Origin of the sequence: Ralstonia sp. Ralssp110 (assembly GCF_047325135.1) — a bacterium.
Lineage (GTDB): Bacteria > Pseudomonadota > Gammaproteobacteria > Burkholderiales > Burkholderiaceae > Ralstonia > Ralstonia mojiangensis.
Map to the genome: position 1 here is coordinate 2,538,248 of NZ_CP168610.1, position 26,735 is coordinate 2,564,982.

24 protein-coding genes and 1 riboswitch are annotated in these 26,735 nt (G+C 62.8%); of the genes, 23 read left to right on the plus strand and 1 reads right to left on the minus strand.

Annotated elements, in window-relative coordinates; genetic code table 11:
• The first annotated feature begins 3 nt into the window (after positions 1–3).
• A riboswitch (ZMP/ZTP riboswitch) is annotated at positions 4–133 on the plus strand.
• A gap of 134 nt (positions 134–267) precedes the next feature.
• The 20 genes from glyA (at position 268) to ACEN9T_RS20915 (ending at position 19,567) form a co-directional block, all read left to right on the plus strand.
• On the plus strand, positions 268–1,515 hold the full coding sequence (gene glyA / locus ACEN9T_RS20820) for a serine hydroxymethyltransferase (protein WP_413708492.1): 1,248 nt from the start codon (positions 268–270) through the stop codon (positions 1,513–1,515).
• Positions 1,516–1,640: 125 nt separating this feature from the next.
• Positions 1,641–2,090, plus strand: a complete 450-nt coding sequence (gene nrdR, locus ACEN9T_RS20825; RefSeq protein ID WP_027677963.1) for a transcriptional regulator NrdR — start codon at positions 1,641–1,643, stop codon at positions 2,088–2,090.
• Between the two features lie 170 nt (positions 2,091–2,260).
• Positions 2,261–2,896, plus strand: coding sequence for a type IV pilus modification protein PilV (gene pilV / locus ACEN9T_RS20830; protein WP_413706928.1), 636 nt, complete (start codon positions 2,261–2,263; stop codon positions 2,894–2,896).
• A complete protein-coding gene (locus ACEN9T_RS20835; protein ID WP_413706929.1) occupies positions 2,896–3,852 on the plus strand; it encodes a PilW family protein in 957 nt (318 codons plus the stop codon). The genes pilV and ACEN9T_RS20835 overlap by 1 nt, the downstream gene beginning before the upstream one ends.
• A complete protein-coding gene (locus ACEN9T_RS20840; RefSeq protein WP_413706930.1) occupies positions 3,846–4,490 on the plus strand; it encodes a PilX N-terminal domain-containing pilus assembly protein in 645 nt (214 codons plus the stop codon). The genes ACEN9T_RS20835 and ACEN9T_RS20840 overlap by 7 nt, the downstream gene beginning before the upstream one ends.
• A gap of 63 nt (positions 4,491–4,553) precedes the next feature.
• Positions 4,554–8,519, plus strand: coding sequence for a pilus assembly protein (locus ACEN9T_RS20845; RefSeq protein ID WP_413706931.1), 3,966 nt, complete (start codon positions 4,554–4,556; stop codon positions 8,517–8,519).
• A 14-nt stretch (positions 8,520–8,533) separates the two neighbouring features.
• Positions 8,534–9,010 (plus strand): type IV pilin protein, encoded by a 477-nt coding sequence (locus tag ACEN9T_RS20850; protein ID WP_413706932.1) that lies wholly within the window; start codon positions 8,534–8,536, stop codon positions 9,008–9,010.
• A gap of 5 nt (positions 9,011–9,015) precedes the next feature.
• Positions 9,016–9,612 (plus strand): Tfp pilus assembly protein FimT/FimU, encoded by a 597-nt coding sequence (locus ACEN9T_RS20855; protein ID WP_413706933.1) that lies wholly within the window; start codon positions 9,016–9,018, stop codon positions 9,610–9,612.
• Between the two features lie 87 nt (positions 9,613–9,699).
• Positions 9,700–9,906, plus strand: coding sequence for a type IV pilus modification PilV family protein (locus ACEN9T_RS20860; protein WP_413706934.1), 207 nt, complete (start codon positions 9,700–9,702; stop codon positions 9,904–9,906).
• 34 nt (positions 9,907–9,940) lie between these two features.
• On the plus strand, positions 9,941–10,819 hold the full coding sequence (locus ACEN9T_RS20865) for a PilW family protein (protein ID WP_413706935.1): 879 nt from the start codon (positions 9,941–9,943) through the stop codon (positions 10,817–10,819).
• A gap of 29 nt (positions 10,820–10,848) precedes the next feature.
• Complete coding sequence (locus ACEN9T_RS20870; RefSeq protein ID WP_413706936.1) at positions 10,849–11,430, plus strand: pilus assembly protein; 582 nt, start codon at positions 10,849–10,851, stop codon at positions 11,428–11,430.
• A 458-nt stretch (positions 11,431–11,888) separates the two neighbouring features.
• Entirely contained in the window at positions 11,889–13,259 is a 1,371-nt protein-coding gene (locus ACEN9T_RS20875) for a PilC/PilY family type IV pilus protein (RefSeq protein ID WP_413706937.1), read from the plus strand.
• Entirely contained in the window at positions 13,259–13,657 is a 399-nt protein-coding gene (locus ACEN9T_RS20880; RefSeq protein ID WP_413706938.1) for a type IV pilin protein, read from the plus strand. Before ACEN9T_RS20875 ends, ACEN9T_RS20880 begins: the two co-directional genes overlap by 1 nt.
• Before the next feature lie 32 nt (positions 13,658–13,689).
• Entirely contained in the window at positions 13,690–14,172 is a 483-nt protein-coding gene (locus ACEN9T_RS20885; protein WP_413706939.1) for a GspH/FimT family pseudopilin, read from the plus strand.
• Between the two features lie 48 nt (positions 14,173–14,220).
• Entirely contained in the window at positions 14,221–15,333 is a 1,113-nt protein-coding gene (gene ribD, locus ACEN9T_RS20890; protein WP_092971780.1) for a bifunctional diaminohydroxyphosphoribosylaminopyrimidine deaminase/5-amino-6-(5-phosphoribosylamino)uracil reductase RibD, read from the plus strand.
• A 6-nt stretch (positions 15,334–15,339) separates the two neighbouring features.
• Positions 15,340–15,996 carry a riboflavin synthase gene (locus ACEN9T_RS20895; RefSeq protein WP_092971781.1) on the plus strand — a complete coding sequence of 219 codons (657 nt, stop codon included), beginning with the start codon at positions 15,340–15,342 and terminating at the stop codon, positions 15,994–15,996.
• Positions 15,997–16,123: 127 nt separating this feature from the next.
• On the plus strand, positions 16,124–17,263 hold the full coding sequence (ribBA, locus tag ACEN9T_RS20900) for a bifunctional 3,4-dihydroxy-2-butanone-4-phosphate synthase/GTP cyclohydrolase II (RefSeq protein ID WP_413706940.1): 1,140 nt from the start codon (positions 16,124–16,126) through the stop codon (positions 17,261–17,263).
• Between the two features lie 80 nt (positions 17,264–17,343).
• Positions 17,344–17,844 (plus strand): 6,7-dimethyl-8-ribityllumazine synthase, encoded by a 501-nt coding sequence (ribH, locus tag ACEN9T_RS20905; protein WP_004629552.1) that lies wholly within the window; start codon positions 17,344–17,346, stop codon positions 17,842–17,844.
• 27 nt (positions 17,845–17,871) lie between these two features.
• Positions 17,872–18,339 carry a transcription antitermination factor NusB gene (gene nusB, locus ACEN9T_RS20910; protein ID WP_092971782.1) on the plus strand — a complete coding sequence of 156 codons (468 nt, stop codon included), beginning with the start codon at positions 17,872–17,874 and terminating at the stop codon, positions 18,337–18,339.
• A 43-nt stretch (positions 18,340–18,382) separates the two neighbouring features.
• Entirely contained in the window at positions 18,383–19,567 is a 1,185-nt protein-coding gene (locus ACEN9T_RS20915) for a pyridoxal phosphate-dependent aminotransferase (RefSeq protein ID WP_413706941.1), read from the plus strand.
• 80 nt (positions 19,568–19,647) lie between these two features.
• On the opposite strand, the gene ACEN9T_RS20920 is transcribed toward ACEN9T_RS20915, so the two are convergent.
• Complete coding sequence (locus ACEN9T_RS20920; RefSeq protein ID WP_413706942.1) at positions 19,648–20,835, minus strand: transglycosylase SLT domain-containing protein; 1,188 nt, start codon at positions 20,833–20,835, stop codon at positions 19,648–19,650.
• A 538-nt stretch (positions 20,836–21,373) separates the two neighbouring features.
• On the opposite strand from ACEN9T_RS20920, the gene ubiD reads away from it, so the two are divergent.
• The 3 genes from ubiD (at position 21,374) to ACEN9T_RS20935 (ending at position 26,661) form a co-directional block, all read left to right on the plus strand.
• Positions 21,374–22,885, plus strand: coding sequence for a 4-hydroxy-3-polyprenylbenzoate decarboxylase (gene ubiD / locus ACEN9T_RS20925; RefSeq protein ID WP_413706943.1), 1,512 nt, complete (start codon positions 21,374–21,376; stop codon positions 22,883–22,885).
• A gap of 128 nt (positions 22,886–23,013) precedes the next feature.
• A complete protein-coding gene (locus ACEN9T_RS20930; protein WP_413706944.1) occupies positions 23,014–24,525 on the plus strand; it encodes an NAD-dependent succinate-semialdehyde dehydrogenase in 1,512 nt (503 codons plus the stop codon).
• 81 nt (positions 24,526–24,606) lie between these two features.
• Positions 24,607–26,661, plus strand: a complete 2,055-nt coding sequence (locus ACEN9T_RS20935) for an acetoacetate--CoA ligase (protein ID WP_092971787.1) — start codon at positions 24,607–24,609, stop codon at positions 26,659–26,661.
• The last annotated feature ends 74 nt before the right edge of the window (positions 26,662–26,735 follow it).

A 26,735-nucleotide genomic window follows, 5' to 3' on the forward strand; every position in this document is an offset into this window, starting at 1 on the left:
CATTCCACCTTGCGCGACTGGCGAATCCTGAAGCTGCTTTGAGCGGCTTCGACATGTGGGCAGCGACCACGAGGAAGCGCAAGGTTTCTGGCGTCATGCACAACGGCGCCTGCCGCTCGCCTGGGCAGCGAATGGGAAGCACAGGGTGACTTGGACACCCGCTGCAATCGGCCAACCCCGAGCGCAGTCGTTCAAGCCGCGCGCATGTTTCCCCACGCCTCGCCCGATCTCCGCCATTTCCGTTTCGTTTCAGACCAGACACTCGCCATGTTCGAACGCAGCCGCTATACGATCGACCAGATCGATCCCGAAATCTTTGCCGCCATCCAGAAGGAAAATCAGCGTCAGGAAGACCACATCGAACTGATTGCCTCCGAGAACTACACCTCCCCGGCCGTGATGGCCGCGCAGGGCTCGCAACTGACCAACAAGTACGCCGAGGGCTATCCCGGCAAGCGTTACTACGGCGGTTGCGAATATGTGGACGTGGTGGAACAGCTCGCCATCGACCGCGTGAAGCAGCTCTTTGGCGCGGAAGCCGCCAACGTGCAGCCGAACTCGGGCTCGCAGGCCAACCAGGGCGTGTTCTTCGCCGTGCTCAAGCCGGGCGACACGATCATGGGCATGAGCCTGGCCGAAGGCGGCCACCTGACGCACGGCATGGCGCTCAACATGAGCGGCAAGTGGTTCAACGTTGTGAGCTACGGCCTGAACGCGCAGGAAGACATCGATTACGACGCGCTCGAAGCCCTGGCGCAAGAGAAGAAGCCGAAGCTGATCATCGCGGGCGCATCGGCATTTGCGCTGCGCATCGATTTCGAGCGCATCGGCAAGATCGCCAAGTCGATCGGCGCGTACTTCATGGTGGACATGGCGCACTACGCCGGCCTGATCGCCGCTGGTGTGTACCCGAACCCGGTGCCGCACGCAGACTTCGTCACGACGACCACGCACAAGAGCCTGCGCGGCCCGCGCGGCGGCGTGATCCTGATGAAGGCTGAACACGAAAAGGCCATCAACTCGGCGATCTTCCCGGGTATCCAGGGCGGCCCGCTGATGCACGTGATCGCCGGCAAGGCAGTGGCGTTCAAGGAAGCCCTGTCGCCGGAGTTCAAGGCTTATCAGCAACAGGTCGTGAAAAACGCTGGCGCCATGGCCGAAACGCTGATGGCCCGTGGCCTGCGTATCGTGTCGGGCCGCACCGAAAGCCACGTGATGCTGGTCGATCTGCGCGCCAAGAAAATCACCGGTAAGGAAGCTGAGAAGGTGCTGGGTGACGCACACATCACCGTCAATAAGAACGCGATTCCGAATGACCCGGAAAAGCCGTTCGTGACGTCGGGCGTGCGCCTGGGTTCGCCGGCCATGACCACGCGTGGCTTTAAGGAAGCGGAGGCCGTGAAGGTCGCCCACCTGATCGCCGATGTGCTGGACAATCCGCACGACGAAGCGAACATCGCCGCCGTGCGCGCCAAGGTGGCCGAGCTGACCAAGCAGTTCCCGGTCTACGCCTAAGGCATCCGCCGATGGCCGGATCTTCCGGCCACGTAGTACCCTGCCGCGATGCGCCTGCCCAGGCCATCGCGGCGTTGTTCTTTTAGCGCAGTGCGTTCTTTGAGGTTGCCGAGGAGACCACCGGCATGAAATGCCCCTTTTGCGGCCACGCGGCCACCCAGGTGATTGATACCCGCATGTCGGAAGAAGGCGACACCGTGCGCCGCCGCCGTCGTTGCGAATCCTGCGACCGCCGCTTCACGACCTACGAACGTATCGAGCTGTTCTTTCCGGCCGTCGTCAAAAAGAACGGCAGCCGCGTCGACTACGACCGCAACAAGGTCAAAGACTCCATGCGCCTAGCGCTGCGCAAGCGCCCCGTTTCCGCCGAAGCCATCGACGAAGCCATCGCCCGCATCGAAGAAAAACTCCTCAGCCACGGCGAGAAGGAAATCGGCAGCGACCGCGTGGGCGAGCTAGTGATGCGCGAACTCAAGCGGCTGGACAAGATCGGGTACATCCGGTTTGCGTCGGTGTATCGGAGTTTTGAGGATGTGTCGGAATTTCGCGACATGCTCGACGAATTCCGCCAATAGAGGCTGTTCTTCCTCGCTGCTCCAGCTAGCGTTCCGACCAAAATTTCGGTTAAATCCGCTGTCAAAGTAAAGAAGTAGCACTTTGTCACAATCTTGGCGTACCATGCCCGGATAAGTGACGAAAGAAGCATTAAAAAAATAGTTGGTCGGAACAATTTGCGGGAGTCACCATGCGCCACGCTTTGCCGGGGAAAGCGCTTGGCTTCACCATGCTCGAAGCATTGATCGCCGTGCTGATTTTGGCCGTCGGCGTGCTGAGTGTCGCCAATCTTTTAATCAAGTCGTATCGGTTTACGCAGCAGGGGGCGTATGACACGCTGGCCCTGCAATTGGCGTCGAATATGGCGGATCGGATGCGGGCCAATTCGGGCACGTTGAGCACAGCCAGTTCGCCCTACTTCATCGATACCCAAGGCGCCAGCGGAACGCCGGCCATCAATTTTTACGCGCAGAGTTGCGCGACCGGCGCGACCAACTGTGGATGCACTTCTGGCAGCGCCGTATGCGCCGCCGCCGCCGCGCAATTCGACATCATCGAGTGGGCAAGCGCTGTTCAGGGCGCCCTGCCGGGCGGCCGCGCAGTCGTTTGCCGTGACACCGTGACCTACTCCACTACCGGCGGTTTCAGCGGATGGAACTGCGATAAAGCAGCCACGTCGCCGGTCGTGATCAAGATGGGCTGGGTCTCGCGCTTCTCCAACAAGGACTTGTCAGCCAGCGCCGCAGCGGCGAACGCGGCAGATGCGGCCAGCTCGGTGGCGCCAAATCCGCAGATGGTCGTCGTCGTGGATACGGGAGGCCAGTGATGCATCGCCCTCCCTTTCGCTCGATCGCTCATGCACGCGGCTTCTCGCTGATCGAGTTGATGGTCGCCCTGGTGATCTCGCTGCTGGTGCTGGTGGCGACCGTGTCGTTCTATCTGATGACGCGCTCGACCTACACGACCATCGACGACAGCTCGAACCTAGAGGAGCGCGGACAATTCGCCCTCGGCGTCATCACGCGAGCCCTTCGGCAAACGGCGTTTTCGCCGCCGAATACGTCGGGCGGTGGAATGATCCAGCTCGCTCAAAGCGACCCGCCCATGATTAGCGGGGTGGACGGTTGCGATAACCCAGGCGATGTGGAATCGCTTTCGCAGACGGTAACGGCCTCGTGCAAGAACACCATGGTGGACAAGAACAACGATGCCCTGGAGGTGCGCTTTTTCGGCTCCGGCACCGCTGCGAATCCAACAGTGCCGGATAACTCGATGGTCGACTGCTCCGGCCAAGGCGTCGCCTCCCCCACCAGCATTGACCTAGCAGCGAGCCAGCGCGGCCTGTCGATATTCTTCGTTCAGACGGACAGCACTGGTCCGTACCTTGCCTGCAAGTTCCGACAGCGCGACAGCACAGGCGCCGCTACGGCCACGTTCGCCACCCAGCAACTGGTGCCAGGCGTGGAGTCGCTGCAATTTCTGTATGGCGTATCGGTGGACGGCGACGCCGTGCCCGATGTGTTCAAACGCGCCACCGACATGTCGACGACTGACTGGCAGAACGTCTACGCCGTCAAGGTGGCGCTCGTAGTACGTGCCGACAACGCCAGTGCAGACGTTGGCAGCGGCGCACAGAAGTTCACCTTATTCGGAAAGCAATACACCTACGGCGACGGCACCTACCAAGCCACGGCAAACACGCAGATGGCGCGCCGGCTCTTTACCGCCACGGTTCAAACGCGCAACTACATGACCTGCTTCTCGGGGGATCCGTCATGCTGATGATCTCCACTCGCGCTCGAGGGCGTTCGACGGGCTTCGCGTTGATCACTGCACTGGTGATGCTGCTCGTCATCACCCTTTTGGCAATCGGCGGCGCGCGGCTGGCTATCGACTCCAAGCGGATGAGTCGAAACCAGCGCGACACAGACATCGCTTTCCAGGCGGCCGAGGCGGCCTTGCGCGACGCTGAATACGACATCCAGAATGCATCGGCCGGCAACGGTACGGCCACCAACACGCGATCGGCAATCTTCGATCCGACCAAAGCCACTGGCTTTCCTGGCAGCGGTTGCAACACCGGCGGCCCCGGCACGGCCACGCCCTATCAGGGACTGTGCCAACCGGCCCCTGATGGCGCCACCGGTGTCTGGAATACGGTGAGCTGGAGTGCATCAGGCACGCCGCAGACCGTGGGGTTCGGCGACTTCACCGGCCGGACCTTCCCCACGGGTACGGGCCTGCTGCCCGCACAAAAACCGCGCTACATCATTGAGATCCTGCCGGACCGAACAATCGGCGGGAATGTGCAGGGGCCGGCCACTTTCCTCTATCGCATCACAGCAGTCGGTTGGGGGCCCAATCTCGGGGCACAGGTCATGCTCCAGTCGGTCTATCGCAAGACCGATGCACCGGGCTGACCAGCACAGGGCGATACGACAAACATGGCAAAAAAACAAAGCCTTTTCGGGGGGCTGACCACCATGAAAATCATCCGCGGCTTGCTGGCCGTTTTTGCAATGGGCTGGGTTTCGGTCATGGGCGCGGCCAACAGCGTGCCGACCGTGGCGATCTCCACTGTCCCGCTGTACGGGCGCAGCCAAAACGTGCACCCGAACCTGATGCTCTCGCTGTCGGTGGAATTTCCGACGACGGGCGCAGCGTATCGTGGCGCCTACGACAAGACCCAGACATACCTGGGTTATTTCAATGCTACGAAGTGCTACAACTACGATGCCACGAACGGCTACTTCGTGATCTCCGGTGCGGCCAACTCGTCATTCGAGTGTTCGGGAAATTTCTCGGGCAACTTCATGAACTGGGCCGCCTCTTCGGCCATCGACGAGTTCCGCATGGCGCTGACGGGCGGTGATCGCGTCATCGATACGTCGACTCAGACCGTGCTACAGCGTGCCGTGCTGCGCTCGGACTTCTTCCGCAGCGGCTCGTACTTTCCGGTCAAGAGCATCAACGGCTCGGGCAACGTGAGTGCGCCGAACAAGGTCACGCCATTCAGCTATTCGACGCTGTACATCGTCTCGTGCGGCAACCACATTTTCTTTGCGGATCAGGACTACAGCAGCACGAGTTGCAGCAACCCCGGAGGCTACGGCGACCAGTACGACCGCAAGGGCAACCTGATAGAGCGCCGCTCATTCCGCGCTCAAGTACAGGTCTGCGACAGCAACGAAGGCTCAACACGCACCGATCTCTGTCTGAATTACAACGGCAACTACAAGCCGGTCGGCCAGATGCAGCTCAATGCCGATCGCATGCGCTTTGCTGCCTTTGGATATCTGAACGACAGCACGAACGATACAACGCTGGATCAGGACGAACGCTACGGCGGCGTGTTGCGGGCGCCAATGAAGTACGTCGGGTCAACCGCTGTCGACACCAGCCTGAATGCGATTACCAACCCTGCGCCGGAGTTCGACCCAGTAACGGGCATCTTCGCGGCCAACCCCCTCAATGCGGCCGAAGGCACCAGCGGCGTCATCAATTACCTGAACAAGTTCGGCCGCACCAGCGCCCAGCTCTCCGGTCAGCCAATGGGCTATCTGGGTGGCCCGACCGACAACCCCACCGGCAACTACAAGACGTTTGACCCGGTGAGCGAAATGTTCTACGAGAGCATCCGTTACTTGCAATTCAAGCAAGGCCCCACGCCGGAAGCGGTCGCAGGCTTGCCCAACTCGACGTATTCGGACAACTTCCCGGTCTACAGCACCTGGGACACCGATCCGATGTTGAGCGGTTGCCAACGCAACTACGCATTCCTGATCGGAGATATCAACACCCACGAGGATCACTACATCCCCGGCAACCAAGTCACCGGCCAGGGCGACCCTGCTCGTGCGGTCAGTTCCTACGACAACTTTGACGTTCGCGCCTGGACCAACAAGGTTGGCGCAATGGAAACCAATACGCCGGCCGCGGGCAACAGCAACCCACTCAGCTCGTCGTTTACCAACCTCGGCGATATCAATCACGCGACGTCGCATTGGGCTTCGTATTACCTCGCGGGCGTCGCCTACTGGGCGCACACCTATGGCTTCCGCCCCGACATGCCGACGGCCCGCGTCACGACGTTCGTGATCGACGTCAACGAAAACGGCAACGGTACGGTGGGAGCAACGCAACGCCAGAGCCAATTCTTTCTTGCGGCCAAGTACGGCGGTTTCCAGGACAACAACAACGACGGCAATCCGTTCAAGACGTTTGGTCCGGACGGCATCACGGTGGTCAACAACAACACCGAATGGGAAGCGGCTCCGACTGGCTCGAACATTCCGTACAACTGGTTCCTGGGTGGCCAGCCCGCCACGATGATCGCCGCCATCAAGAACATCTTCGCGCAAATCGTTTCGTACGCCGGGACGCTGTCGGGCGTTGCCCTGTCGAGTGCGCGCATCACCGGCGGCTCCGGAAACAATACCTATGTGTACGCCCCTGGCTTCGACCAAAAGTGGAACGGCCGCCTTGCGGCGTATCAGCTCACGCTGAACGGCACCAACGTGCAGGTCAGCTCACAGGCCGCGTGGGAAGCTGGCGCCTTGCTGACCACGGCATACGGCGGTACGTCGGGTACCAAATACACCGGCCGCTCAGTATTCACCACGAACTCGGACACCGGAAAGGGCGTGACCTTCGCCTGGGCGAACATCTCGCAAAGTCAGCAAACGTTGCTCAACACGAGCCCTAGCAGCGGCACCAACGATGGCAACGGGCAAAATCGACTCAACTACTTGCTGGGCGACCAAAGCAAGGAAAACAGCTCGGTCAACTCGAGCGGTATCTTCCGCGCGCGCAACAGCATCCTGGGCGACATCATCGGCTCTGCGCCGACCTATGTGAGCGACCCATCTGGCGCGATCACGGATACGGGATACACGACGTTCACCGGCACGTACAACGGCCGTACGCCAATGATCTACGTGGGTGCCAACGATGGCATGGTGCACGGCTTCAACGCGAACACCGGCGCGGAAGTCTTTGGCTACGTACCGAACGCAGTCTTCTCGGGCCTGAATCAGTTGACGTCCACCGCTTACGCCCACCGGCTTTTCGTGGATGCCACACCTGTCGCTGCCGAAGCGCAAGTCAACGGCAACTGGCGAACAGTTCTGACGGGCGGTTTCGGCGGCGGGGCTCAAGGCGTGTACGCACTCGACGTGACCGACCCGACGGGCTCTAAGGGAGGCTCTTTCACTGCCTCCAACGTGCTGTGGGAGTTCACCGACAAGGACGACGCCGACATGGGCAACGTGATGGGCACTCCGCTCATCGTCAAGCTGCAGACTGGCACGGACACGTCGAAGACTCCAAATGTGCCGATCTACAAGTGGTTCGTGATGGTCGGTAACGGCCTGAACTCCAACGCGGTCGATGGCAGCTACAACGCCAATGCGCCGGCGGCTCTGTTTCTGCTGTCGCTGGACAAGCCGGCAGGCACTCCCTGGCAGCGCAACACCAACTACTTCAAGATCGTCACCCCGATTCCGGGTGGTACGCCGCCATACACCACGGCCAACGGTCTTTCCACGCCAGCCATCGTGCCGGCCGTCAATGGGCGTGCCATGGCGGCCTACGCAGGCGACCTGCAAGGCAACCTGTGGAAGTTTGTGCTGTCCGGCGACAGCACGACCTGGAACGAGACCTCCACCGCCCTGCCCGCCTACGGAGGTGGCACGACAAAGAAGCCGCTGTTTGCCGCAACCGACAACTACAGCACGCCCGGCCGGAACCAGCCGATCACCATGGCACCCCAGATCGTCTATGCGCCGGGCGGTTACATGATCCTGTTCGGCACCGGCAAGTACTACGAAACGTCCGATACCGGAACGCCGACGCAGTACAACAGCTTCTACGGCATCTATGACGACGGTGGTAGCACCAACTACATCACGGACCGCAGCAAGCTCAACAAGCTGACGGCGACGGCCTCGTCGGATGGCAAGTCATACAACATAGCCTACGCAACAGGTGCGGCCGGGGTAGGCTACGCCAGCCCCCGTAAGCCTGGCTGGGTGCTCGACTTCCCTGACAACACGGAAAAGCAGGTCACAGCGGCGGTGGCTTCCGACGGGGTGGTCTACTTCAACTCACTCACCGGTGGCGATGCTTGCGGTAACAATGGCAGCAGCCGCAGCTATGCGCTGAACGTGCTGACCGGCATGCCGCTGGGCGGCACGACCACGGGCTACCAGTCATCCACTGGGCTGCTCGGTGCGCCGTCGCTGATCGTCATCTCCATCGCCAACGCTTCGCGCGACTCGGTGGGTGGCACGGTTGAAACTAAGACGAAGATCGTGCTCTCACCGGGCACGCAGGGTCTGACCGTGGGCAACTCGAATGGCTCTGGAGGATCGGGCGGTTCGGTCACGCAGATTACGCAGCGACGAGGCCGTGCCGGCTGGCGTGAAGTCCGCAACTTCACGCTGAACTAATGGAAGGCGCCAACATGCAGGTCCAACGCTCCGCCCTCTCTCGCCAGCGAGGCTTCACGCTCGTCGAACTGATGATCGTGGTAGCTATCGTCGGCATCCTGGCCATCATTGGATACCCCAGCTATACCCAGTTCGTTCAGAAAGGGCGCCGAGCGGAGGCGAAGGCGGCGCTCCTGTCCACCATGCAATTGTTCGAACGCCATTTCGCGCAGGTCAACAGCTATGCATCGGCGCCGGGCGGCACAACAGCATGGACGGGGTTCAATACTTATTCTGGCGACTCGCCGAGCAGTTCAAACTACACAATCGGCGCGGCGCTCTGCACCGGTAGTCCAGTCGGCGCCCAAGCAGATCAGTGTGTTGAGCTGACCGCCACGCCTGTCGCTGGCAAAACCGATACCACTTGCGGTTCGCTTATCTACCGCAGTACAGGTGAGAAGTTCAACATGGTGACAAGCGGGGCCTATGCGTCCACGCAGGGCTGCTGGTGACCGGCATGCGCACGCCTTCCAGACCTTTACCGGTTATCCGGCCCGGAGGCTTCACGCTATTGGAGCTGATGGCCACCATCACGGTGGCGGCCGTCATCCTCATGCTGGCCGGCCCCAGCCTGAATGACTTCATGCGCAAGCAGCGCGTCATTACCGCCGTCGATTCGATCACTTCTGCGATCGGTCAGGCGCGCTCCATCGCGATCGCCACAAACAGTTACGTCACTATCGCTCCGGTAGATGGCACAAACTGGAACAGCGGCGTGCGCGTCTTCTCAGAGGGGCAAAGCCCAAGCGGCACATATAGCGCCACCGCAGACAAATTGCTTGGCCAGTACGACGCAATGCCCACTACCATGACTGTGGCGTTCAAGAGCACCGCTAACATCGCGAGTTCGACCTCCAGCCAGACCTCGCTGACTTACTCACCTGTCGGCTACACCGTAACTACCGGCAAAGTCGCACAGGTTAACGCAACGTTTATAGTGAAGTTTGTCGACGGCAAACCCCCTTCACGCGGCGTCATCATCAATGCACTGGGTCGCGCTCGAACCTGTGACCCCGCGGTTGATAGCACCTGCGTTCCGACGGCAACACAGTAGCGATTGCCACCAAACGTAACAGTCAAACACCCGCATATCTCATAAGGTAGGTCGGTTCTTGTGGCGCCCAATGCGCCTTTACCGACCATGCCTGAGTACCACCATCACGTCCCCCGCACCGCGCGGCGCCAGCACGGCGCTATCCTGATCGAATCGCTCATCGCCCTGGCCATCCTGTCGCTGGGCGCGGCCGCCATGTTCCGCGGGTTCGATAATCTGCAAGCCACCAGTCACGCCGCGAATCAACTTGGCGTAGACACACGCGCTCAACTCAAACGAACGGAAGCCCGCTGAGATGCCTCGCGCACTCGCCCGGCCGGCGCGCGGCGTGTCGCTGGTCGAACTGCTGGTTGGCATGACCATCGCATTGATGGTGTTGGGTATCGCGCTGCAACTGACCCTGATCGCACGAGCCCACTACTGGCGGATGGCCGACGATGCCATGATCCAGGATCGCGGCATGGAGGCAATCGAATTCATTGGCAAGGTGATACGCCAGGCAGGCTGGATCACCGATACACCAATCGTGTCATCTGTCCGACGCTGGCCAAGCGCGAACGCACCTTCATCGCTGCTCGGCAAAGACAACTGCGGCAGACCACACATGACTCCCGCATTCAACTGCGACCGCCGTGGTGAAGGAGCAAGTGATGCCCTGCTCGTGCGCTTTTCTGGCCGAGGTGTAATTGGCGACGGCGCTATGCGCGACTGCCTCGGGTATGGCGTGCCAGAGCGGCAAACAACCCAAGGCGACCCACGTTTGGGCGGTCTCATGCTCTATATCACGTATAGCGGCGCCGCCAACGTGCCGCAACTCGTGTGTCGTGCGTTCCAACGAAATGTCGACGCTCCGGACGACGGCTCGTCCGATGCCGTCGTCCGCGGTATCGAGACCCTCCAGTTGCTCTACACAATTGGTTCGGACTCGACGTCGCCAAGCACCGTTAAGTCGGCGCGGTCGATGCAAGACGAGGATTGGTTTCGCGTACGGCTCATTCACGTGGGAATCGTTGTGCAGGGCGATCACTTCGCCGTTAAGACGCCCACCACGGACGCGATCTCCCTATTCCCCGAACTGACCACGGCGTCAGATGCACTCGCTGAAGACCTCCAATTCCGACCGGCCGACCCGCGCCGCAATCGTGCCCATTTCGTGGCGACCTATGCTGTGCGTAACCCGCTGCGCTGCGAGGTGGATGCATGCTAAGCCGCTGTGCACGAACAAGCGGCTTCTCAATGATTGCGGTGACCGGCGCGCTGATCATCATAGGGTTACTCATGGTGGGCGCGTTGCATCTGGTCCTGGACCACAATCGTCGTGCCGCACTGTCGGCCGATCGCGCGCTCGCGATGCACGAAGCCGAAGCCGCGTTGGCGGCAGCCGAATGCGAGATCGCAATCGCTACAGACACACCCGGCCGCGAAGGGTGCCAGGCCGAGTTGGACGCCGCACGAATTGCAGCCCTCGATCCCGTCACCTTGGCCGGCTTTGCTCGACACCAATGCGGAAAAAATTCGGCAAATCGCGGCCTGTGCTGGCCACAGGACGGCGAGTCCGTCGAGACGCTTTCGGAATTGACGCTGAACGAACGCAATGCGATATCGCTTCTGCCCACCGACAGCCCGTGGCGTCAGCCAGCACATCGTGCGCGCTATGTCATAGAGCCGATCCGCGATGCTCTATCTGGGCAATGGGTTCACGCCAACGCGTCGCGAATACCCGTGCTCTTCCGCATCACCGCAGTAGGTTTCGGAGCCGATGAAGCCGTCTATGTAAAGCTGCAAACGGTCTATCGACCTCGGGGGACCGAGCCTTGATGTCGAGGCTTGCCACCATCTTGCTGATGGCTACCCTGAAGGCGTCCATGGCTGCAGCAGCTAGCGATCACCCTGCTGGACACCTGCCGACACACGTCATCGTTGCACGTGGCGACGACGCATGGGCCGGTCGACTGCGGGCCCTCCACTTTCTGCCTACCTTGGGGACACTCGATGCGCCTGCGCCGACCGATCTTTGGGAAGCCGGCGCGATGCTCAACGCAATGCCAGCGGATACGCGGCATCTCTGGACGTTCCGCGACCGCGGTTCCGCACAGCACGCGCCGGCCATCCTGCGGTGGGAAACCCTCTCGCCCACGCAGCAAGCAACGATCAATGCGACAGACGAATTCGGAGCAGAGCGCATCAACTATCTTCGGGGCATCCGACGACATGAACAAGGCACGTCGGCCCTGCGGCCACGCTCGGGACTGCTTGGTGCCATGCGCGGCGCGCGCGTGCAACTGCTTGGCCCTCCCGGCTTTGTACTCGATCCGAGCCATATCAGTTTTCGCGAACAACATGCGCGGCGGCCTTGGATGGTCTACATCGGTGCCAACGACGGCATGCTTCACGGCTTTGATGCCCTCACCGGGGTGGAACGCTTCGCAGTGATGCCTGACGCCGTTCTGGCAACGGCGGCCAAGAACGCTTCGCCGGGACAGTCTGTGCCGCGCCCCGTCTGCGCACGCCCCTTCGCTGCCGACGCATGGACGGGTACGCAATGGCGTTCGATACTCGCATGCACCAACGGAACGATGGCGCCGGGCCTCTTCCTCGTCGATGTCACAGAGCCGCTCTCGACTTTCCCACCGCCAGCTATGCTGGCGTACGACAGCAATGACGATCACGATGTTGGCGCGATGGAGGGCCCTGTACCCGTGGTGGCCGTGCCCAATGGCGGCGATCCCACACCGCGCTGGTTTGCCATCAGCGGCAACGGCCGATGCAAAGCGGACGCCGTAAGCAAACTGCTGTTGCTGTCACTCGAACAACAACATACCGCCTCTTGGCAGCCGGGCCGCACAGCCTATGCGATCACGATACCGACGGACGCCAGTCGTGGCGGCCTGGGGCCGGCCGCCGTAGCCCTCGGGCTGAAAGGCACTGCCACGGTGGCCTACGCTGGCGACGCTCAAGGCCAAATCTGGCGCTTTGATCTGACAGGCGCTCCGCCGTGGTCGAACGCGCTGGGCAATAACGAGGCTGATCGCCGTCTTCCGTTTTTTACGGCCACATCGCGTTCCGGATCGATTCAGCGGATTCTCGCGCCGATTCTGCTTGCCGCAACGGCCGGCGGTCCGCTACTGGTCTTCACTGCCGTTGATGATGACGGCAATGCCACCCTATATGGGGTGGCAGACGGTGGTTCACGTCGCCTTTCGCGTGACAGTTTGACGGGCCTGGGCGCTACGGACGTCGCTGATGGTGTCGTCATCGAACCCCATGCGCACAGCCCGCAGAACGGCTGGCACATCGACTTGCCCGGCGGGCAGTTGCCGGACGACCTCAGCGCGGCTGGCTCGCATAGCCTCCTGCTCACCACGCGGGATATTGCAGGGCGTGACCGTGCCTACTTGCTCGACACACTGACCGGACTGCCTCCCCACAAGGACAGCCCCACCGGCCACATACTCGCCAGCGCGCCGCTCATCACCGTGCAAACGGACGTGTTGGGCGCCACCGCTGGCGGTAAACCCACGCAAAGCGTGAATACAACGCTGTGGCATGTTGAAAGCGGGCGCATTCGTCAACTCGAAACCCGTCGCTACACACGTCAACTCGGGCGATTGAGCTGGCGAGAGATGACTGAAACGAGTACGCGCTAATGCGACCACGACGTGGATTCACGCTCATCGAGTTGATGGTCGTGCTAGTCGTTGGCGGTGTGCTGGCGTTTGCTGCGCAGTCGGCATGGACGACGTACTGGGAGCGAACGCGTCGTGCCGCAGGCGGCGCCGCGTTGGTCGCCGCTCTAGCGCAGTTGGAAGTACGCCATGCGCGCACAGGAAGGTATGACGACGGTATGTCGATGCCCAGCCCCAAGCTGTATGTCGATGGGTACAGTATCCGCAGCCAGCCTTGCTCCGGCGTGGGCACGGAGTTGCCGCCAGCCCAATGCATCCAAGTCATTGCAATTCCAGAGCGCGAAGATTCTGCCTGCGGCATGTTGGTCCTGCGCAGCACGGGCGAGCGCTGGCCCGAAAATTCCGCATGTTGGCCATAAACGAATCGAAACGACGGCCAGCGCAAGCCGGCGTGACGCTCATCGAATTGATCATCGTGACGGCGATCGTAGGGATACTTGCCACAGCGGCAGTGCTGCCCGTTATCGATTCCTGGCAGCGCGAGACGGTCATCCTGCAAGCCGATCGCTTGGCCAGCGCGCTGTCCTTGGCTCAGAAGACGGCACAGCATCGGCGGGTTCGAACGCTGCTCACCCCGCGCGACGCCTCCCGTGGTTGGGCCAGCGGCTGGCGGCTGCTCGAGTTCCCCCAGGGGGCCGGCGTTGATTCTGCATCGGATGCAAGAACCTTGTTGTCCGAGCCACTGCCGACGGCGCCCATCGTGCGGCTCTATTCGAACCGGCCGCCCGACGCGCTTTCCTACGAGCCTATGGGATACTCACGGATATCCGGCGCCACGGTAACAATTTCCAGTGGCCGGCATAGACGTAACGTGGTCATCAGTGCCGCTGGCCGCGCCCGCGTCTGCACGCCAAATTCGAACGGCGACTGTTAGTTAGAGTATCCATCCCCATAATCCATTTTTCATTCTCGCTTCAAACCCATGTTCTCCGACTTCGACCACGCCATGATGCAGCGCGCCCTGGCGCTGGCCGAGAAGGGCTTGTTCACCACCACGCCCAACCCGCGCGTCGGATGCGTGATCGTGCGTGACGACACCGTCATCGGCGAAGGTCATACGCAACCCGCCGGCCAAGACCACGCTGAAATCCAGGCCATCAAGGATGCACAGTCGCGCGGCCAGGACGTGCGTGGCGCCACCGCCTATGTGACGTTGGAGCCTTGCAGCCACTTTGGCCGCACCCCACCCTGTGCAGACCGACTGGTCGAAGCCGGTATTGCGCGCGTAGTCGCGGCCATGGAAGACCCGAACCCCGCGGTTTCCGGTCGTGGCTTGCAGAAGCTGCGAGACGCCGGCGTCGACGTGCGTTGCGGTCTTCTGGAACGCGAGGCGCGCGAGCTGAACATCGGTTTCGTTTCGCGCATGACGCGCGGCACGCCGTGGGTGCGCGTGAAGGTCGGTGCATCGCTGGACGGCCGCACCGCGCTGGACAACGGCATCAGCCAGTGGATTACCGAAACCGAAGCACGCAACGACGGCCACCGCTGGCGCGCACGCGCCTGCGCCATCCTCACCGGCATTGGCACGGTCCGCGAAGACAATCCGCGACTGACCGTGCGCGCCGTCAATACCCCGCGCCAGCCGCGGCGTGTGCTGATCGACTCGGCGCTGGACGTGCCGCTCGACGCGCACATCCTCACCGCAGATGGCCACCACGAGCCGACGCTGATTTTTGCCGCCCAGCCCGAAGCCGGCCGCATGCGTGCGTTGAGCGAGCGCGGCGCGGAGGTCATCCTCCTGCCCAACGCCGCTGGAAAGGTCGACCTGGCCGCGGTCCTGCGCGAGCTGGGCCGCCGCGAAATCAACGAGCTGCACGTCGAGGCCGGCTTCAAGCTCAACGGCTCGCTGCTACGCGAAGGGCTGGTGGACGAGATCCTCGTCTATCTGGCGCCCAAGGTGCTCGGCGCGGGCCAGGGCATGTTCAATATGGGGCCGCTGCAGACGCTGGAAGGCGCGGCCGAATTCTTCTTTCACGACATCTCGCGCATCGGGGGCGACCTCCGCATCCTCGCGCGCCGCAACCCCACGGATTGATTGCTTATGTTCACCGGAATCGTCGCCGCAGTTGGCCGCATTGAAACCGTCTCGCCGCTTGGCGACAACGCCGATGCAGGCGTGCGCCTGTCCATCGACTCGGGCGGCCTGCCGCTCGCGGACGTGGCGTTGGGCGATTCGATCGCTATCCAGGGTGCGTGCATGACGGTCGTCGCCAAAACCGAGAACCGCTTCGACGTGGATGTGTCGCGCGAATCGCTGTCCAAAACGGTCGGACTGGAACGCCCGGGTGAGGTGAATCTGGAGAAGGCCCTGCGCCTGGCCGATCACATCGGCGGGCACCTCGTATCCGGCCACGTGGACGGTCTGGGCACGGTCACGCATTTCGCGCCGGTCAACGAATCACACGAACTGCGTGTGCGGGCGCCGGCGGAGCTGGGCAAATATCTCGCCTACAAGGGCTCCGTGGTGGTCAACGGCGTGTCGCTCACGGTCAATACCGTCCGGGACGACGCCGACGGCTGCGAGTTCTCGATCAATTTGATCCCGCACACCGTGGCGGTCACCACGCTCAAGCACTTAAAGGCCGGCAGTCAAGTCAACCTGGAGATCGACCTGATCGCCCGGTACGTGGAACGCATGCTGACCCACGCCGCCATCGGCGGCCTGCCCGTGGGCACCCAACCTCTGGCAGCCGTTTGAACCGCTGGCCCCACTGGCTTGGGGCCGCCTTGGCGTACAATAGCGGGCTTCCCATTTACGCAGTCGCACGGCCCCCGAAATTACGGATTTACGGGAGTTGGCCGGCGGCGCGCACCCCTGCTACGCCATGTCGATCGCCACAGTCGAAGAAATCATTGCCGAAATCCGCGCCGGCCGGATGGTCATCCTGGTCGACGAGGAAGACCGTGAGAACGAAGGCGACCTGATCCTGGCGAGTGATTTCGTCACGCCGGAAGCCATCAACTTCATGGTCACGCACGCGCGCGGCCTGGTGTGCCTGACGCTCACCGAAGAGCATTGCGACCAGCTCGACCTGCCAATGATGGCCAGCCGCAACGGTACGCAGTTCGGCACCAATTTCACCGTATCGATCGAAGCGGCTGAAGGCGTAACCACCGGTATTTCCGCCGCCGACCGCGCACGCACCATTCAGGTGGCCGCTGCCAAGAACGCGAAACCTTCTGACTTGGTGAATCCGGGCCACATCTTCCCGTTGCGAGCCCAGAAGGGCGGCGTGCTGATGCGCGCCGGCCACACCGAAGCCGGTTGCGACCTGACCGCGATGGCTGGCTTGACCCCCGCCGCCGTGATTTGCGAAATCCTGAAGGACGACGGCACCATGGCGCGCTTGCCAGACCTGGTGGAGTTCGCCAAGAAACATGGTTTGAAGATCGGCACGATTGCCGACATGATCCAATACCGAAGCCGCACCGAGAGCATCGTCGAGCGCGTCGGCGAGCGCACGATGGAGACGCAGTTCGGCACATTCCACGCCGTCGCCTTCCGCGATCGGGCAGCCGGCCGCGCCCATCTGGCGCTGGTCAAGGGCACGCCCACGCCGGACACCGAGACGCTGGTGCGCGTGCATGAGCCCCTCTCGGTGCTCGACCTGCTCGAGTGCCAGCGCACGACACACTCGTGGAGCGTGCCCGCCGCCCTGCGCGCCGTCCAAGCCGCCCCGACCGGCGTGGTCGTGCTGCTCAATTGTGGCGATTCGGCTGACCGGCTCTTCACCCAGTTCTCCGCGCTGGACGCGCCGCATGAGCGTCCGCGCACCAAACCCGATCCGCGCATCTACGGTATCGGCGCGCAGATCCTGAAGGAGGTGGGCGTCGGCAAGATGCGTGTGCTGGCCTCGCCGCTCAAGCTGCCCAGCATGGTCGGCTACGATCTGGAGGTCACGGCGTACCAATCGATGGCGGATGCACCGGACGTCACTTCCGTTTCGTCCGCTGCCACACATTGATTTTTTCCGCCGGCAGCCTAGGCTGCCGCCCCAGCTTTCTTTTTTGACTTTGCCTCACCGGCACCCAACCGGAATACACCATGGACCACGGCTTCTACCCGACCAATCTCAACGGCGAAGGCCTGCGCATCGGCATCGTCCAGGCGCGTTTCAACGAGCCCGTGTGCGAAGCGCTGCGCGAAGCCTGCGTCGCTGAACTCGAACAACTCGGCGTGGCCGGCGAAGACGTGCTGCTGGTGACCGTGCCGGGCGCGCTGGAAGTCCCGCTGGCCCTGCAGAAGATGGCCGAATCGGGCCAGTTCGACGCGCTGATCGCGCTGGGCGCAGTCATCCGCGGTGAGACGTACCACTTCGAGTTGGTGTCCAATGAATCGGGCGCCGGCATCACGCGCGTGGGCCTGGACTTCAACATCGCCATCGCCAACGGCATCCTGACCACCGACACCGACGCACAGGCCCACGCCCGCACCCGCGAAAAGGGTCGCGACTGCGCCCGCACCGCCGTCGAAATGGCCAACCTGACCAACGACCTCGACGGTCTGCAGGATCACGGCCAGGACGACGACGGCGAGAATGAATAAGCGCTTCCTCGCGCAAAGGCTTTTCCCATGACGCAAGACAATTCCCAAGCCAAGACCAAGGCGCCCGCTAAGAGTGCGCGCCGCCGTGCGCGCGAACTGGCGCTGCAAGGTCTGTATCAATGGCTGCTCAATCGCAACGACCCGGGCGTGGTCGAAGCGCATCTGCAGGACGCGCAAGGCTTCAACAAGGCCGACCGCGCGCACTTCGACGCGCTGCTGCACGGCGCCATCCGCGAAGAATCCACGCTGACCGAGGCGTTCACGCCGTACCTGGATCGCCCGGTTGCCGAACTGTCACCGGTCGAACGTGCCGCCCTGCTGGTCGGCGCGTACGAGCTGGTGCACTGCGTGGACATCCCGTACAAGGTCGTGATCAACGAGGCGGTTGAACTGACCAAGACCTTCGGCGGCGTGGAAGGCTACAAGTACGTCAACGGCGTGCTGGACAAGCTGGCTGCGCAAGTGCGCGCAGTCGAGGTCGCTGCCCGCCGGTGATTCGGCGTCTGCTCTTCGCTTTACCTTTTCACTTCGCTTCAAGATGGACGCCCACCGCCTGCAGACAGCCGCCCGGCTGGCCAATATCCGCGCCTTTCACGTGATGGAGTTGGCCAAGCAGGCCCGTGAGCTGGAACTGGCGGGACGCAGCATCATCCACATGGGCATCGGCGAGCCCGACTTCACCGCCGCCGAACCGGTCGTGCAGGCCGCCGCCGATGCCATGCGGCGTGGCGTCACGCAGTACACCGGCGCCTTGGGTATCCGCCCACTGCGCCACGCCATCGCCCGCTACTACCAGACCACTTACGGCCTCGACATTGCGCCCGAGCGCATCATCGTCACGGCGGGTGCGTCGGCAGCGCTGCTGCTAGCGTGTGCGGTGCTAGTGGAGATTGGCGGCGAAGTCCTGATGCCTGATCCGAGCTATCCGTGCAACCGTCACTTCGTGGCTGCCTTCAATGGCGAGGCGAAGCTGGTGCCGTCGGGGCCGGAAGAACGCTTCCAGTTGACGGCGGCCCAGGTCGAAGCGCACTGGGGGGAACGCACGCAGGGCGTGTTGCTGGCCTCCCCATCCAACCCGACGGGCACGTCGATCCTTCCGGATGAGCTGCAGCGCATCGTGCAGACGGTACGCGCGCGAGGCGGATTTTCGATCGTTGACGAGATCTACCAAGGCCTGTCGTACGACCAGGCGCCGGTCTCGGCACTGTCGTTCGGCGATGATGTCGTCACGATCAATAGTTTTTCCAAGTATTTCAACATGACCGGCTGGCGGCTCGGATGGCTAGTGGCCCCCGCCGAACTGGTGCCCGAGTTCGAGAAAGTCGCGCAGAATCTGTTCATCTGCGCGTCAGCGGTGGCGCAGTACGCGGCGCTCGCGTGCTTTGAGCCGGAAGCGCTGGCGATCTACGAACAGCGCAAGGCCGAATTCCGTCGCCGCCGCGATTTCATCGTGCCGGCGCTGGAGTCGCTCGGCTTCAAGGTACCGGTCAAGCCGGATGGGGCGTTCTATGTTTACGCCGATTGCCGTGGCGTAAACCACCCGCACGCCGCCAATGCCGACGCCCTCACCCAGTCGATGCTGCATGACGCCGGCGTGGTGCTCGTGCCTGGCCTGGATTTTGGTCCGCACACGGCGCAGCACTACATCCGACTGTCGTACGCCACATCGATGGCGCATCTGGAAGAAGCGGTCACAAGGTTGGGCAAGCTGTTCGGCCGGTAAAGCCCCCTTACGCCTCGCCCAGACAAGAAAGGCCGTCCCTAAGGACGGCCTTTCTTATATAGCGCAGCGAAGCAAGTCGATCAGGCCTGGCCTTGGGACTTGTCGTCCAGCCGTGCCTCTTCCTGCTGACCCGCAGCCGGTTGTTTGTCGGCCGGCTTGGCGGCTTGCGTCTTCGCATCGGCCTGCGTCACAGGCGTTGCCGTCGCGACCGGCTTCACCGGTTCGCGCTCCGACGCCGCCGTCATGGGCGAACGATGTCCCGTCGCCACCATGCGGAGTCGCGAACGCTCTTGCAGCACCTTGCCGCCGTAGCCGCCGTCACCTTGCGTGACCGCACCGACATACAGCTTCAGGCCGCCTTCGATCGAACCTGCGCGCGCGATGCAATCCTTCAGCACGAGCGCACCGACCTTGATGTTGGCGTACGGGTTGAGCGCGGCACCAACACCGCCCATCACCTCGTACTTGTCCTGGTGGACCTTGGTCATGACCTGCATCAGGCCCTGCGCACCCATACCGCTTTCGGCGAACGGGTTAAAGCTGGACTCGATCGCCATCACGCCCAGGATGAGCAGTGGATCCAGGCCGACTTCCTTGCCGGTCTGGTAGGCCGCCTTCACCAACTGGCCAGTGGCAGTGGCCGCCACGCGGTATTTGCGGGCGATGTATTCCGCCACGGCAGCCTGCTCTCGCGGGGTACCGGTGGTTGCCGACTCACGCGCGTCGCGGACGACTTGCGTGTTCGGAATCTGCGCAGCCAACTCGGCCACGGACGGCACCTTGGATAGCGTGTCCCAACCAGCAGCCGCGACCGTGCCGCCTTGGGCCGTAGCCGGGGCCACAGCCTGGGCGGCGCCCGTACCGGCAGACGGCGCAGTCGGCGCAAAAGCTACCGGCTGGACGCCCGCCGCAATCGCGGGTGACGGATTGGCCGAGGCGACACTGGTGTCGACACCCGGCGTGAAATGCAGCACGCGTTGAGCGACCGTGGCACGCCACTCGCTGTTGAGCGAGAGTGCAACTGCGGCGGCCACAGCCAGCAAGCCGATGCTGTTGAGCACGACATGCCCGCTGCGGAAAACCAGCAGTACGCCAGGATGCAACTCATTGCGGGACGCGGCAGCGCCCCCTGCGTTCAACTCCATGCGCAGCTTACGAGGCAGCGCAACTTGACCTGCACGCGCGAGGCGGCGGCCAACCGGGGCTACGAGCCGGCGTTGCAGCGCCGATCCGATCCCGGAAGAATGAAGGGTTTTCCAACCGTTCATACTTACCTCCGTCCGCTGCGCAGATCCGGTAGACGCCTTTCTTTTGCCTGGCGCCGTGCGTTTCGAATCGCAACGGTTTTTAGTAAGGATGCCGCGCTGTTGCAGTCAGCCGGCATCTGTTGGGGGCACTCCCCTAGTGCCCAGAGAAATGCGGGGCGTGTCCTTGGGGAGGTCACGTCCCGCAGCGATGCTGATGTGCTCTGGTGTCGCCCCTCATACGTCGAAGAGTTAGGCGAAGGCATTAGCCGAATACATGTTGCATTGCAACAATTACCAGATCGGATTGGATTGTAGGAAGCGCGTTATTCCAAGTCAATCATAAAGAAGTGAGTTTTCATATCTAAAAGTTATGATTTAACCTGCATTGTTGGGACTAGCTGACCTGCGATGCGTTCTGTCATCAGGGAGCCATGGGGTTTTGGCCGTACAATCGCGGCCACCCTGCCTACACCAAAAAAATGTCTCCCGGACGACCGTTCGGAGGGCCAGCCCCTCCACGTGATAGGCGATCCACCTTACCTTTGGTTACAAAATCTCCATGCAATACAGAGACTTACGTGACTTTCTCGCCCAGCTCGAGCGCACGGGTGAACTGCGCCGCGTGCGCCAGCCGGTGTCGCCGCGCCTGGAAATGACCGAAGTCTGTGACCGCCTGCTGCGCGCCGAAGGCCCGGCGGTCGTCTTTGAGCAACCGGTGGACGGCGCGCAGAAGTACGACATGCCGGTGCTGGCTAACCTGTTTGGCACCACGCGTCGCGTGGCGCTGGGCATGGGCGCGGAGTCGCTCGAAGAACTGCGGGACGTCGGTCGCCTGCTCTCGGCGTTGAAAGAGCCCGAACCGCCGCGCGGCCTGCGTGAAGCCGGCAAGCTGTGGACGATGGCCAAGGCCGTGTGGGATATGGCACCGCGCAAGGTGTCGTCGCCGGCGTGCCAGGAGATCGTATGGGAAGGGAATGACGTTGACCTCTCGCGCATTCCCGTACAAACGTGCTGGCCTGGCGATGCAGCGCCGCTCGTCACATGGGGGCTGGTCATCACGCGCGGGCCGCACAAGAAGCGGCAAAACCTTGGCATTTACCGGCAGCAGGTCATCAGTCGCAACCAGGTCATCATGCGTTGGCTGGCGCACCGGGGTGGCGCGCTGGATTTCCGTGAGCACGCCATCGCCAATCCGGGTCAGCCGTTTCCGATTGCGGTCGCGCTGGGCGCCGACCCGGCCACCATTCTTGGCGCGGTGACGCCGGTGCCGGATACGCTCTCTGAGTATCAGTTTGCCGGGCTGCTGCGCGGCAGCCGGACTGAGCTTGCGACATGCCTGACGCCTTCGCTGGCGCAGGCACAACTGCAAGTGCCGGCCGGCGCCGAAATCATCCTCGAAGGCCACATCCAGCCGGATCCAACGCACCCGAGCGGCTACCAGCACGCGCTCGAAGGCCCCTTCGGCGATCACACCGGCTATTACAACGAGCAGGACTGGTTCCCCGTGTTCACGGTCGAGCGCATCACGATGCGCCGCGACCCCATCTATCACTCTACGTATACAGGCAAGCCGCCCGATGAGCCGGCCGTGCTCGGCGTGGCGCTCAATGAAGTGTTCGTGCCGCTGCTGCAGAAGCAGTTTCCGGAGATTGCCGATTTCTATCTGCCGCCCGAGGGCTGCAGCTACCGCATGGCTCTAGTCAGCATGAAGAAGCAATATGCCGGCCACGCCAAGCGCGTAATGTTTGGCGTGTGGAGCTTCCTGCGGCAGTTCATGTATACGAAGTTCATCGTGGTGGTGGACGACGACGTGAACCTGCGCGACTGGAAGGAAGTGATCTGGGCGATCACCACTCGCGTGGATCCGGCGCGCGACACGGTCATGGTTGAGAACACGCCGATCGACTACCTCGATTTCGCCTCCCCGGTGTCAGGCCTGGGCTCCAAGATGGGCATCGATGCCACCAACAAATGGCCTGGCGAAACCACCCGCGAATGGGGCCAGCCCATCGTCATGGATGCCGCCGTCAAGGCCAAGGTCGACACCATGTGGGACACGCTCTTCCAATAACCACAAGGCCCGGCGGCTCAGTCTGCGAGCGAACGATCGTTCGGTTATTCTTAGCGAGTTAAGCGACTGCTGCATCTAAAAGGCGGGCCCTTTTGTCTACTGGGTCCGCCTTCCTTATGGAGAACGCCATGGCCGAAGCACTCGACTCATCCCGCACCGCCGCCAACGCGCTGGAGCGCATCAAAGACCGCACCCTCATCAAGACACAGTCCTATGTCGATGGCGCCTGGGTTGGCGCCGCTGACGGCGCGACCTTTCCCGTCTACGACCCTGCGACCAACGCACATCTGACCGACGTCGCCAACCTCGGGCACGCAGAAACGCTGCGCGCCATTGACGCGGCCAACGCGGCTTGGGCCGCATGGCGCGAGCTGACTGGGAAGGAGCGCGCAGCGCTGATGCGCCGCTGGTTCGACCTGCTGATTGCCAACGCCGACGACCTCGCCGCACTGATGACGGCAGAGCAAGGCAAGCCGCTGGCCGAAGCCAAGGGCGAGATCGTCTATGGCGCATCGTTCATCGAGTGGTTTGCCGAAGAAGCTAAGCGCATCTCGGGCGACGTGATGGCCAGCACCTGGCGCGACAAGCGCATGGTCGTGTTGAAGCAGCCGGTGGGCGTGTGCGCGTCCATCACGCCGTGGAACTTCCCGCTGGCGATGATCACCCGCAAGGTTGCGCCGGCCATGGCGGCAGGTTGCACCATCGTCATCAAGCCGGCCGAGCAAACGCCGCTGTCTGCGCTGGCGATGGCCGAACTGGCGCACCGCGCGGGCATTCCCAAGGGCGTCGTCAACGTGGTGACGGGCGATGCGGACCGCTCGATCGCCATCGGTAAAGCCCTGTGCGAATCGCCGATCGTGCGGCATCTGTCGTTCACGGGCTCGACGCCGGTGGGCCGCATCCTGATGCAGCAGTGCTCGCCGACGGTGAAGAAGGTAGCGTTGGAACTTGGCGGCCATGCGCCGTTCATCGTGTTCGACGACGCCGATATCGATGCCGCCGTTGAGGGCGCGGTGCAGTCGAAGTACCGCAATGCCGGCCAGACGTGCGTGTGTACGAACCGTTTCTACGTGCATGCCTCGGTGTACGACGTGTTTGTCGAGAAGCTCTCGGCCAAGGTGCGCGGCATCAAGGTCGGCAACGGCTTCGAGTCGGGCGTGGTGCAAGGCCCGCTGATCGACGATCAGGCCGTGGAGAAAGTGCAGCGCCACATTGACGACGCGACGCAGAAAGGCGCGCGCCTGACCGCCGGCGGCAAGCTGATGCAGGGCTTCGGCTCGCAGCGTTTTGTCGAGCCCACGGTGCTGGCCGACGCCACGCCCGACATGCTGATCGCGCGCGAAGAAACTTTCGGCCCGGTCTCCGCCATCTTCAAGTTCCAGGACGAAGCGGAAGTCGTGCGCCTGGCCAACGACACCGAATTTGGCCTGGCGTCGTACTTCTTCAGCCGCGACATCGGCCGCATCTGGCGCGTGGCCGAGCAACTCGAATACGGCATGGTCGGCATCAACACGGGGCTGATCTCGAACGAGGTCGCGCCGTTTGGCGGCATCAAGCAATCGGGCCTGGGCCGCGAAGGTTCGGTCTACGGGATCGACGAGTATCTCGAACTCAAGTATCTGTGCATGGGCGGCATCTGAAACGCCATCCCCCCCTTGGCCGACCTGCCACATCGATAGAGCGGGCGGCCTTCCCCCTTGCCTGACCGGCGGAGGAGACACATGAGCACCATCCAGGAAGGCGCCCTGCTCTGGACGCCATCGGCGGACTTCATCGCACGCGCGCGCCTGACGCATTACCTCGACTGGCTTGCGCGCGAACGCGGGCTGCGCTTCTCGGCAACCACGCCCGAGGGCTACGCGCAACTCTGGGAATGGTCTACCACTGAACTTGAAGCGTTTTGGACGTCGGTCTGGGATTACCTCGACCTGCGCGCCTCGACACCGTTCACGCAGATGCTGGGCGACCGCACCATGCCGGGCGCGCAGTGGCTGGTAGGCGCCAAACTGAACTACGTCGATCAGGTCATGCGTCATGTGGAGGAAGGCGGCAGCCCCGACCGCACCGCCATCCGCTACGCCAGCGAGACCAAACCGCTGGCCGACCTGTCATGGCGCGCACTGCGCCAACGCGTTGCCTCGCTGGCGGATGCGCTGCGCAAGATGGGCGTGGTGCCGGGCGACCGCGTGGCCGCGTATCTGTCGAATACGCCGGACGCGATTGTGGCGTTTCTCGCCACGGCCAGCGTCGGGGCGATCTGGTCCGTCTGCGCGCCCGACATGGGGCAAGTGGCCGTGACCGACCGCTTCCGGCAGATCGAGCCCAAAGTGCTGATCGCGGTGGACGGCTATCACTACGGCGGCCGCGCATTTGACCGCACCGACGTGGTCGCAGAGATGCTCGCCGCGCTGCCGACGGTCGAACACCTCGTCGTCGTGCCGCAGTTGCTTGGCGATATCAACCGCGCGCGCTTCCCGGACGCCCACGACTGGCGCGACTTGACGGCCAGCGACGTGCCGCTCGTCATCACACCGGTCGCCGCAGACCACCCGCTGTGGATTCTGTATTCGTCCGGCACCACCGGCATGCCCAAGCCGATCGTGCACGGCCACGGCGGCTTGCTGCTCGTGCAGACGATGATGGGCGCGCTGCATCTCGACCTCGGCCCCGACGACGTCTACCACTGGTACAGCAGCACCGGCTGGGTCATGTGGAATTCGCAGGCGAGCGGCCTGCTCGGCGGCGTGACGCTCGCCATCTACGACGGCAATCCCGGCACGCCCGATCTCAATACGCTGTGGCGTTTCGCGCAGGATGCAGGCGTGACCTTCTTTGGCGCCGGGGCGGCGTTCTTCGCCAATTGCCTGAAGGCCGGCATCGAACCCGGTCGCAATTTCGACCTGTCGAAACTGCGTGCGGTCGGCTCGACCGGTTCGCCGCTCTCTGCCGAGGCGTACGACTGGATCTACCACCACGTGAAGGCCGACGTCTGGCTCAATCCGATTTCCGGGGGCACCGACTTCGCCGGATGCTTTGTGGGAGGCGTCGCCACGCTGCCCGTCTATGCGGGCGAGATGCAATGCCGCAACCTCGGCTCGCGTGTGGAAGCTCTGGACGAAGCTGGCCAACCGCTGATCGACGCGGTGGGCGAACTGGTGTGCACGGCACCCATCCCGTCGATGCCGCTCTTCTTCTGGGGCGACACCGATGGCAGCCGCTACCGCGACAGCTACTTCGATATGTACCCCGGCCAGTGGCGCCACGGCGACTGGATCAAGATCACCCCGCGCGGCGGCGCCATCATCTACGGCCGGTCCGACGCCACCATCAATCGCCACGGCATCCGCATGGGCACAGCCGAGCTGTACCGCGTGGTGGAAGACCTGCCCGAAGTGCTCGACAGCCTTGTCGTCGACCTGGAATTTCTCGGCCGGGAATCGTTCATGCCGCTGTTCGTCGTGCTGCGCGAAGGCGCGACGCTCGACGACACGCTGCGCAGCACGATCAACGCGCGCATCAAGGCAGGGCTATCGGCCCGGCATGTGCCCAACGTGGTCGTACAGGCGCCCGGCGTGCCCCGCACGCTCTCGGGCAAGAAAATGGAAGTGCCGATGAAGAAGCTGCTGCTGGGCGCGCCGCCCGAGCGCGTTGCCAACCCTGATGCGATGGCCAATCCAGACGTTCTGGCGTGGTATGCGAGCTACGCCCAGTCGTTGGCTCAGAACAGCGGCACCGCCGGTGAGCCCGCACCAGCACTGGAATCGTGGCGGAGCTAGACCAATCGTTGGTCCCTCGGTTCACAATCTCCGCCAATTGAACGATGGCACGGCCCGGATGTGATGACTAACGT

Excerpts from the sequence above, each read along its gene's own strand:
- glyA (WP_413708492.1), top strand. The coding sequence starts at position 268 with ATGTTCGAACGCAGCCGCTATACGATCGACCAGATCGATCCCGAAATC.
- nrdR (WP_027677963.1), top strand. The coding sequence starts at position 1,641 with ATGAAATGCCCCTTTTGCGGCCACGCGGCCACCCAGGTGATTGATACC.
- pilV (WP_413706928.1), top strand. The coding sequence starts at position 2,261 with ATGCGCCACGCTTTGCCGGGGAAAGCGCTTGGCTTCACCATGCTCGAA.
- ACEN9T_RS20835 (WP_413706929.1), top strand. The coding sequence starts at position 2,896 with ATGCATCGCCCTCCCTTTCGCTCGATCGCTCATGCACGCGGCTTCTCG.
- ACEN9T_RS20840 (WP_413706930.1), top strand. The coding sequence starts at position 3,846 with ATGCTGATGATCTCCACTCGCGCTCGAGGGCGTTCGACGGGCTTCGCG.
- ACEN9T_RS20845 (WP_413706931.1), top strand. The coding sequence starts at position 4,554 with ATGAAAATCATCCGCGGCTTGCTGGCCGTTTTTGCAATGGGCTGGGTT.
- ACEN9T_RS20850 (WP_413706932.1), top strand. The coding sequence starts at position 8,534 with ATGCAGGTCCAACGCTCCGCCCTCTCTCGCCAGCGAGGCTTCACGCTC.
- ACEN9T_RS20855 (WP_413706933.1), top strand. The coding sequence starts at position 9,016 with ATGCGCACGCCTTCCAGACCTTTACCGGTTATCCGGCCCGGAGGCTTC.
- ACEN9T_RS20860 (WP_413706934.1), top strand. The coding sequence starts at position 9,700 with ATGCCTGAGTACCACCATCACGTCCCCCGCACCGCGCGGCGCCAGCAC.
- ACEN9T_RS20870 (WP_413706936.1), top strand. The coding sequence starts at position 10,849 with ATGATTGCGGTGACCGGCGCGCTGATCATCATAGGGTTACTCATGGTG.
- ACEN9T_RS20880 (WP_413706938.1), top strand. The coding sequence starts at position 13,259 with ATGCGACCACGACGTGGATTCACGCTCATCGAGTTGATGGTCGTGCTA.
- ribD (WP_092971780.1), top strand. The coding sequence starts at position 14,221 with ATGTTCTCCGACTTCGACCACGCCATGATGCAGCGCGCCCTGGCGCTG.
- ACEN9T_RS20895 (WP_092971781.1), top strand. The coding sequence starts at position 15,340 with ATGTTCACCGGAATCGTCGCCGCAGTTGGCCGCATTGAAACCGTCTCG.
- ribBA (WP_413706940.1), top strand. The coding sequence starts at position 16,124 with ATGTCGATCGCCACAGTCGAAGAAATCATTGCCGAAATCCGCGCCGGC.
- ribH (WP_004629552.1), top strand. The coding sequence starts at position 17,344 with ATGGACCACGGCTTCTACCCGACCAATCTCAACGGCGAAGGCCTGCGC.
- nusB (WP_092971782.1), top strand. The coding sequence starts at position 17,872 with ATGACGCAAGACAATTCCCAAGCCAAGACCAAGGCGCCCGCTAAGAGT.
- ACEN9T_RS20915 (WP_413706941.1), top strand. The coding sequence starts at position 18,383 with ATGGACGCCCACCGCCTGCAGACAGCCGCCCGGCTGGCCAATATCCGC.
- ACEN9T_RS20920 (WP_413706942.1), bottom strand. The coding sequence starts at position 20,835 with ATGAACGGTTGGAAAACCCTTCATTCTTCCGGGATCGGATCGGCGCTG.
- ubiD (WP_413706943.1), top strand. The coding sequence starts at position 21,374 with ATGCAATACAGAGACTTACGTGACTTTCTCGCCCAGCTCGAGCGCACG.
- ACEN9T_RS20930 (WP_413706944.1), top strand. The coding sequence starts at position 23,014 with ATGGCCGAAGCACTCGACTCATCCCGCACCGCCGCCAACGCGCTGGAG.
- ACEN9T_RS20935 (WP_092971787.1), top strand. The coding sequence starts at position 24,607 with ATGAGCACCATCCAGGAAGGCGCCCTGCTCTGGACGCCATCGGCGGAC.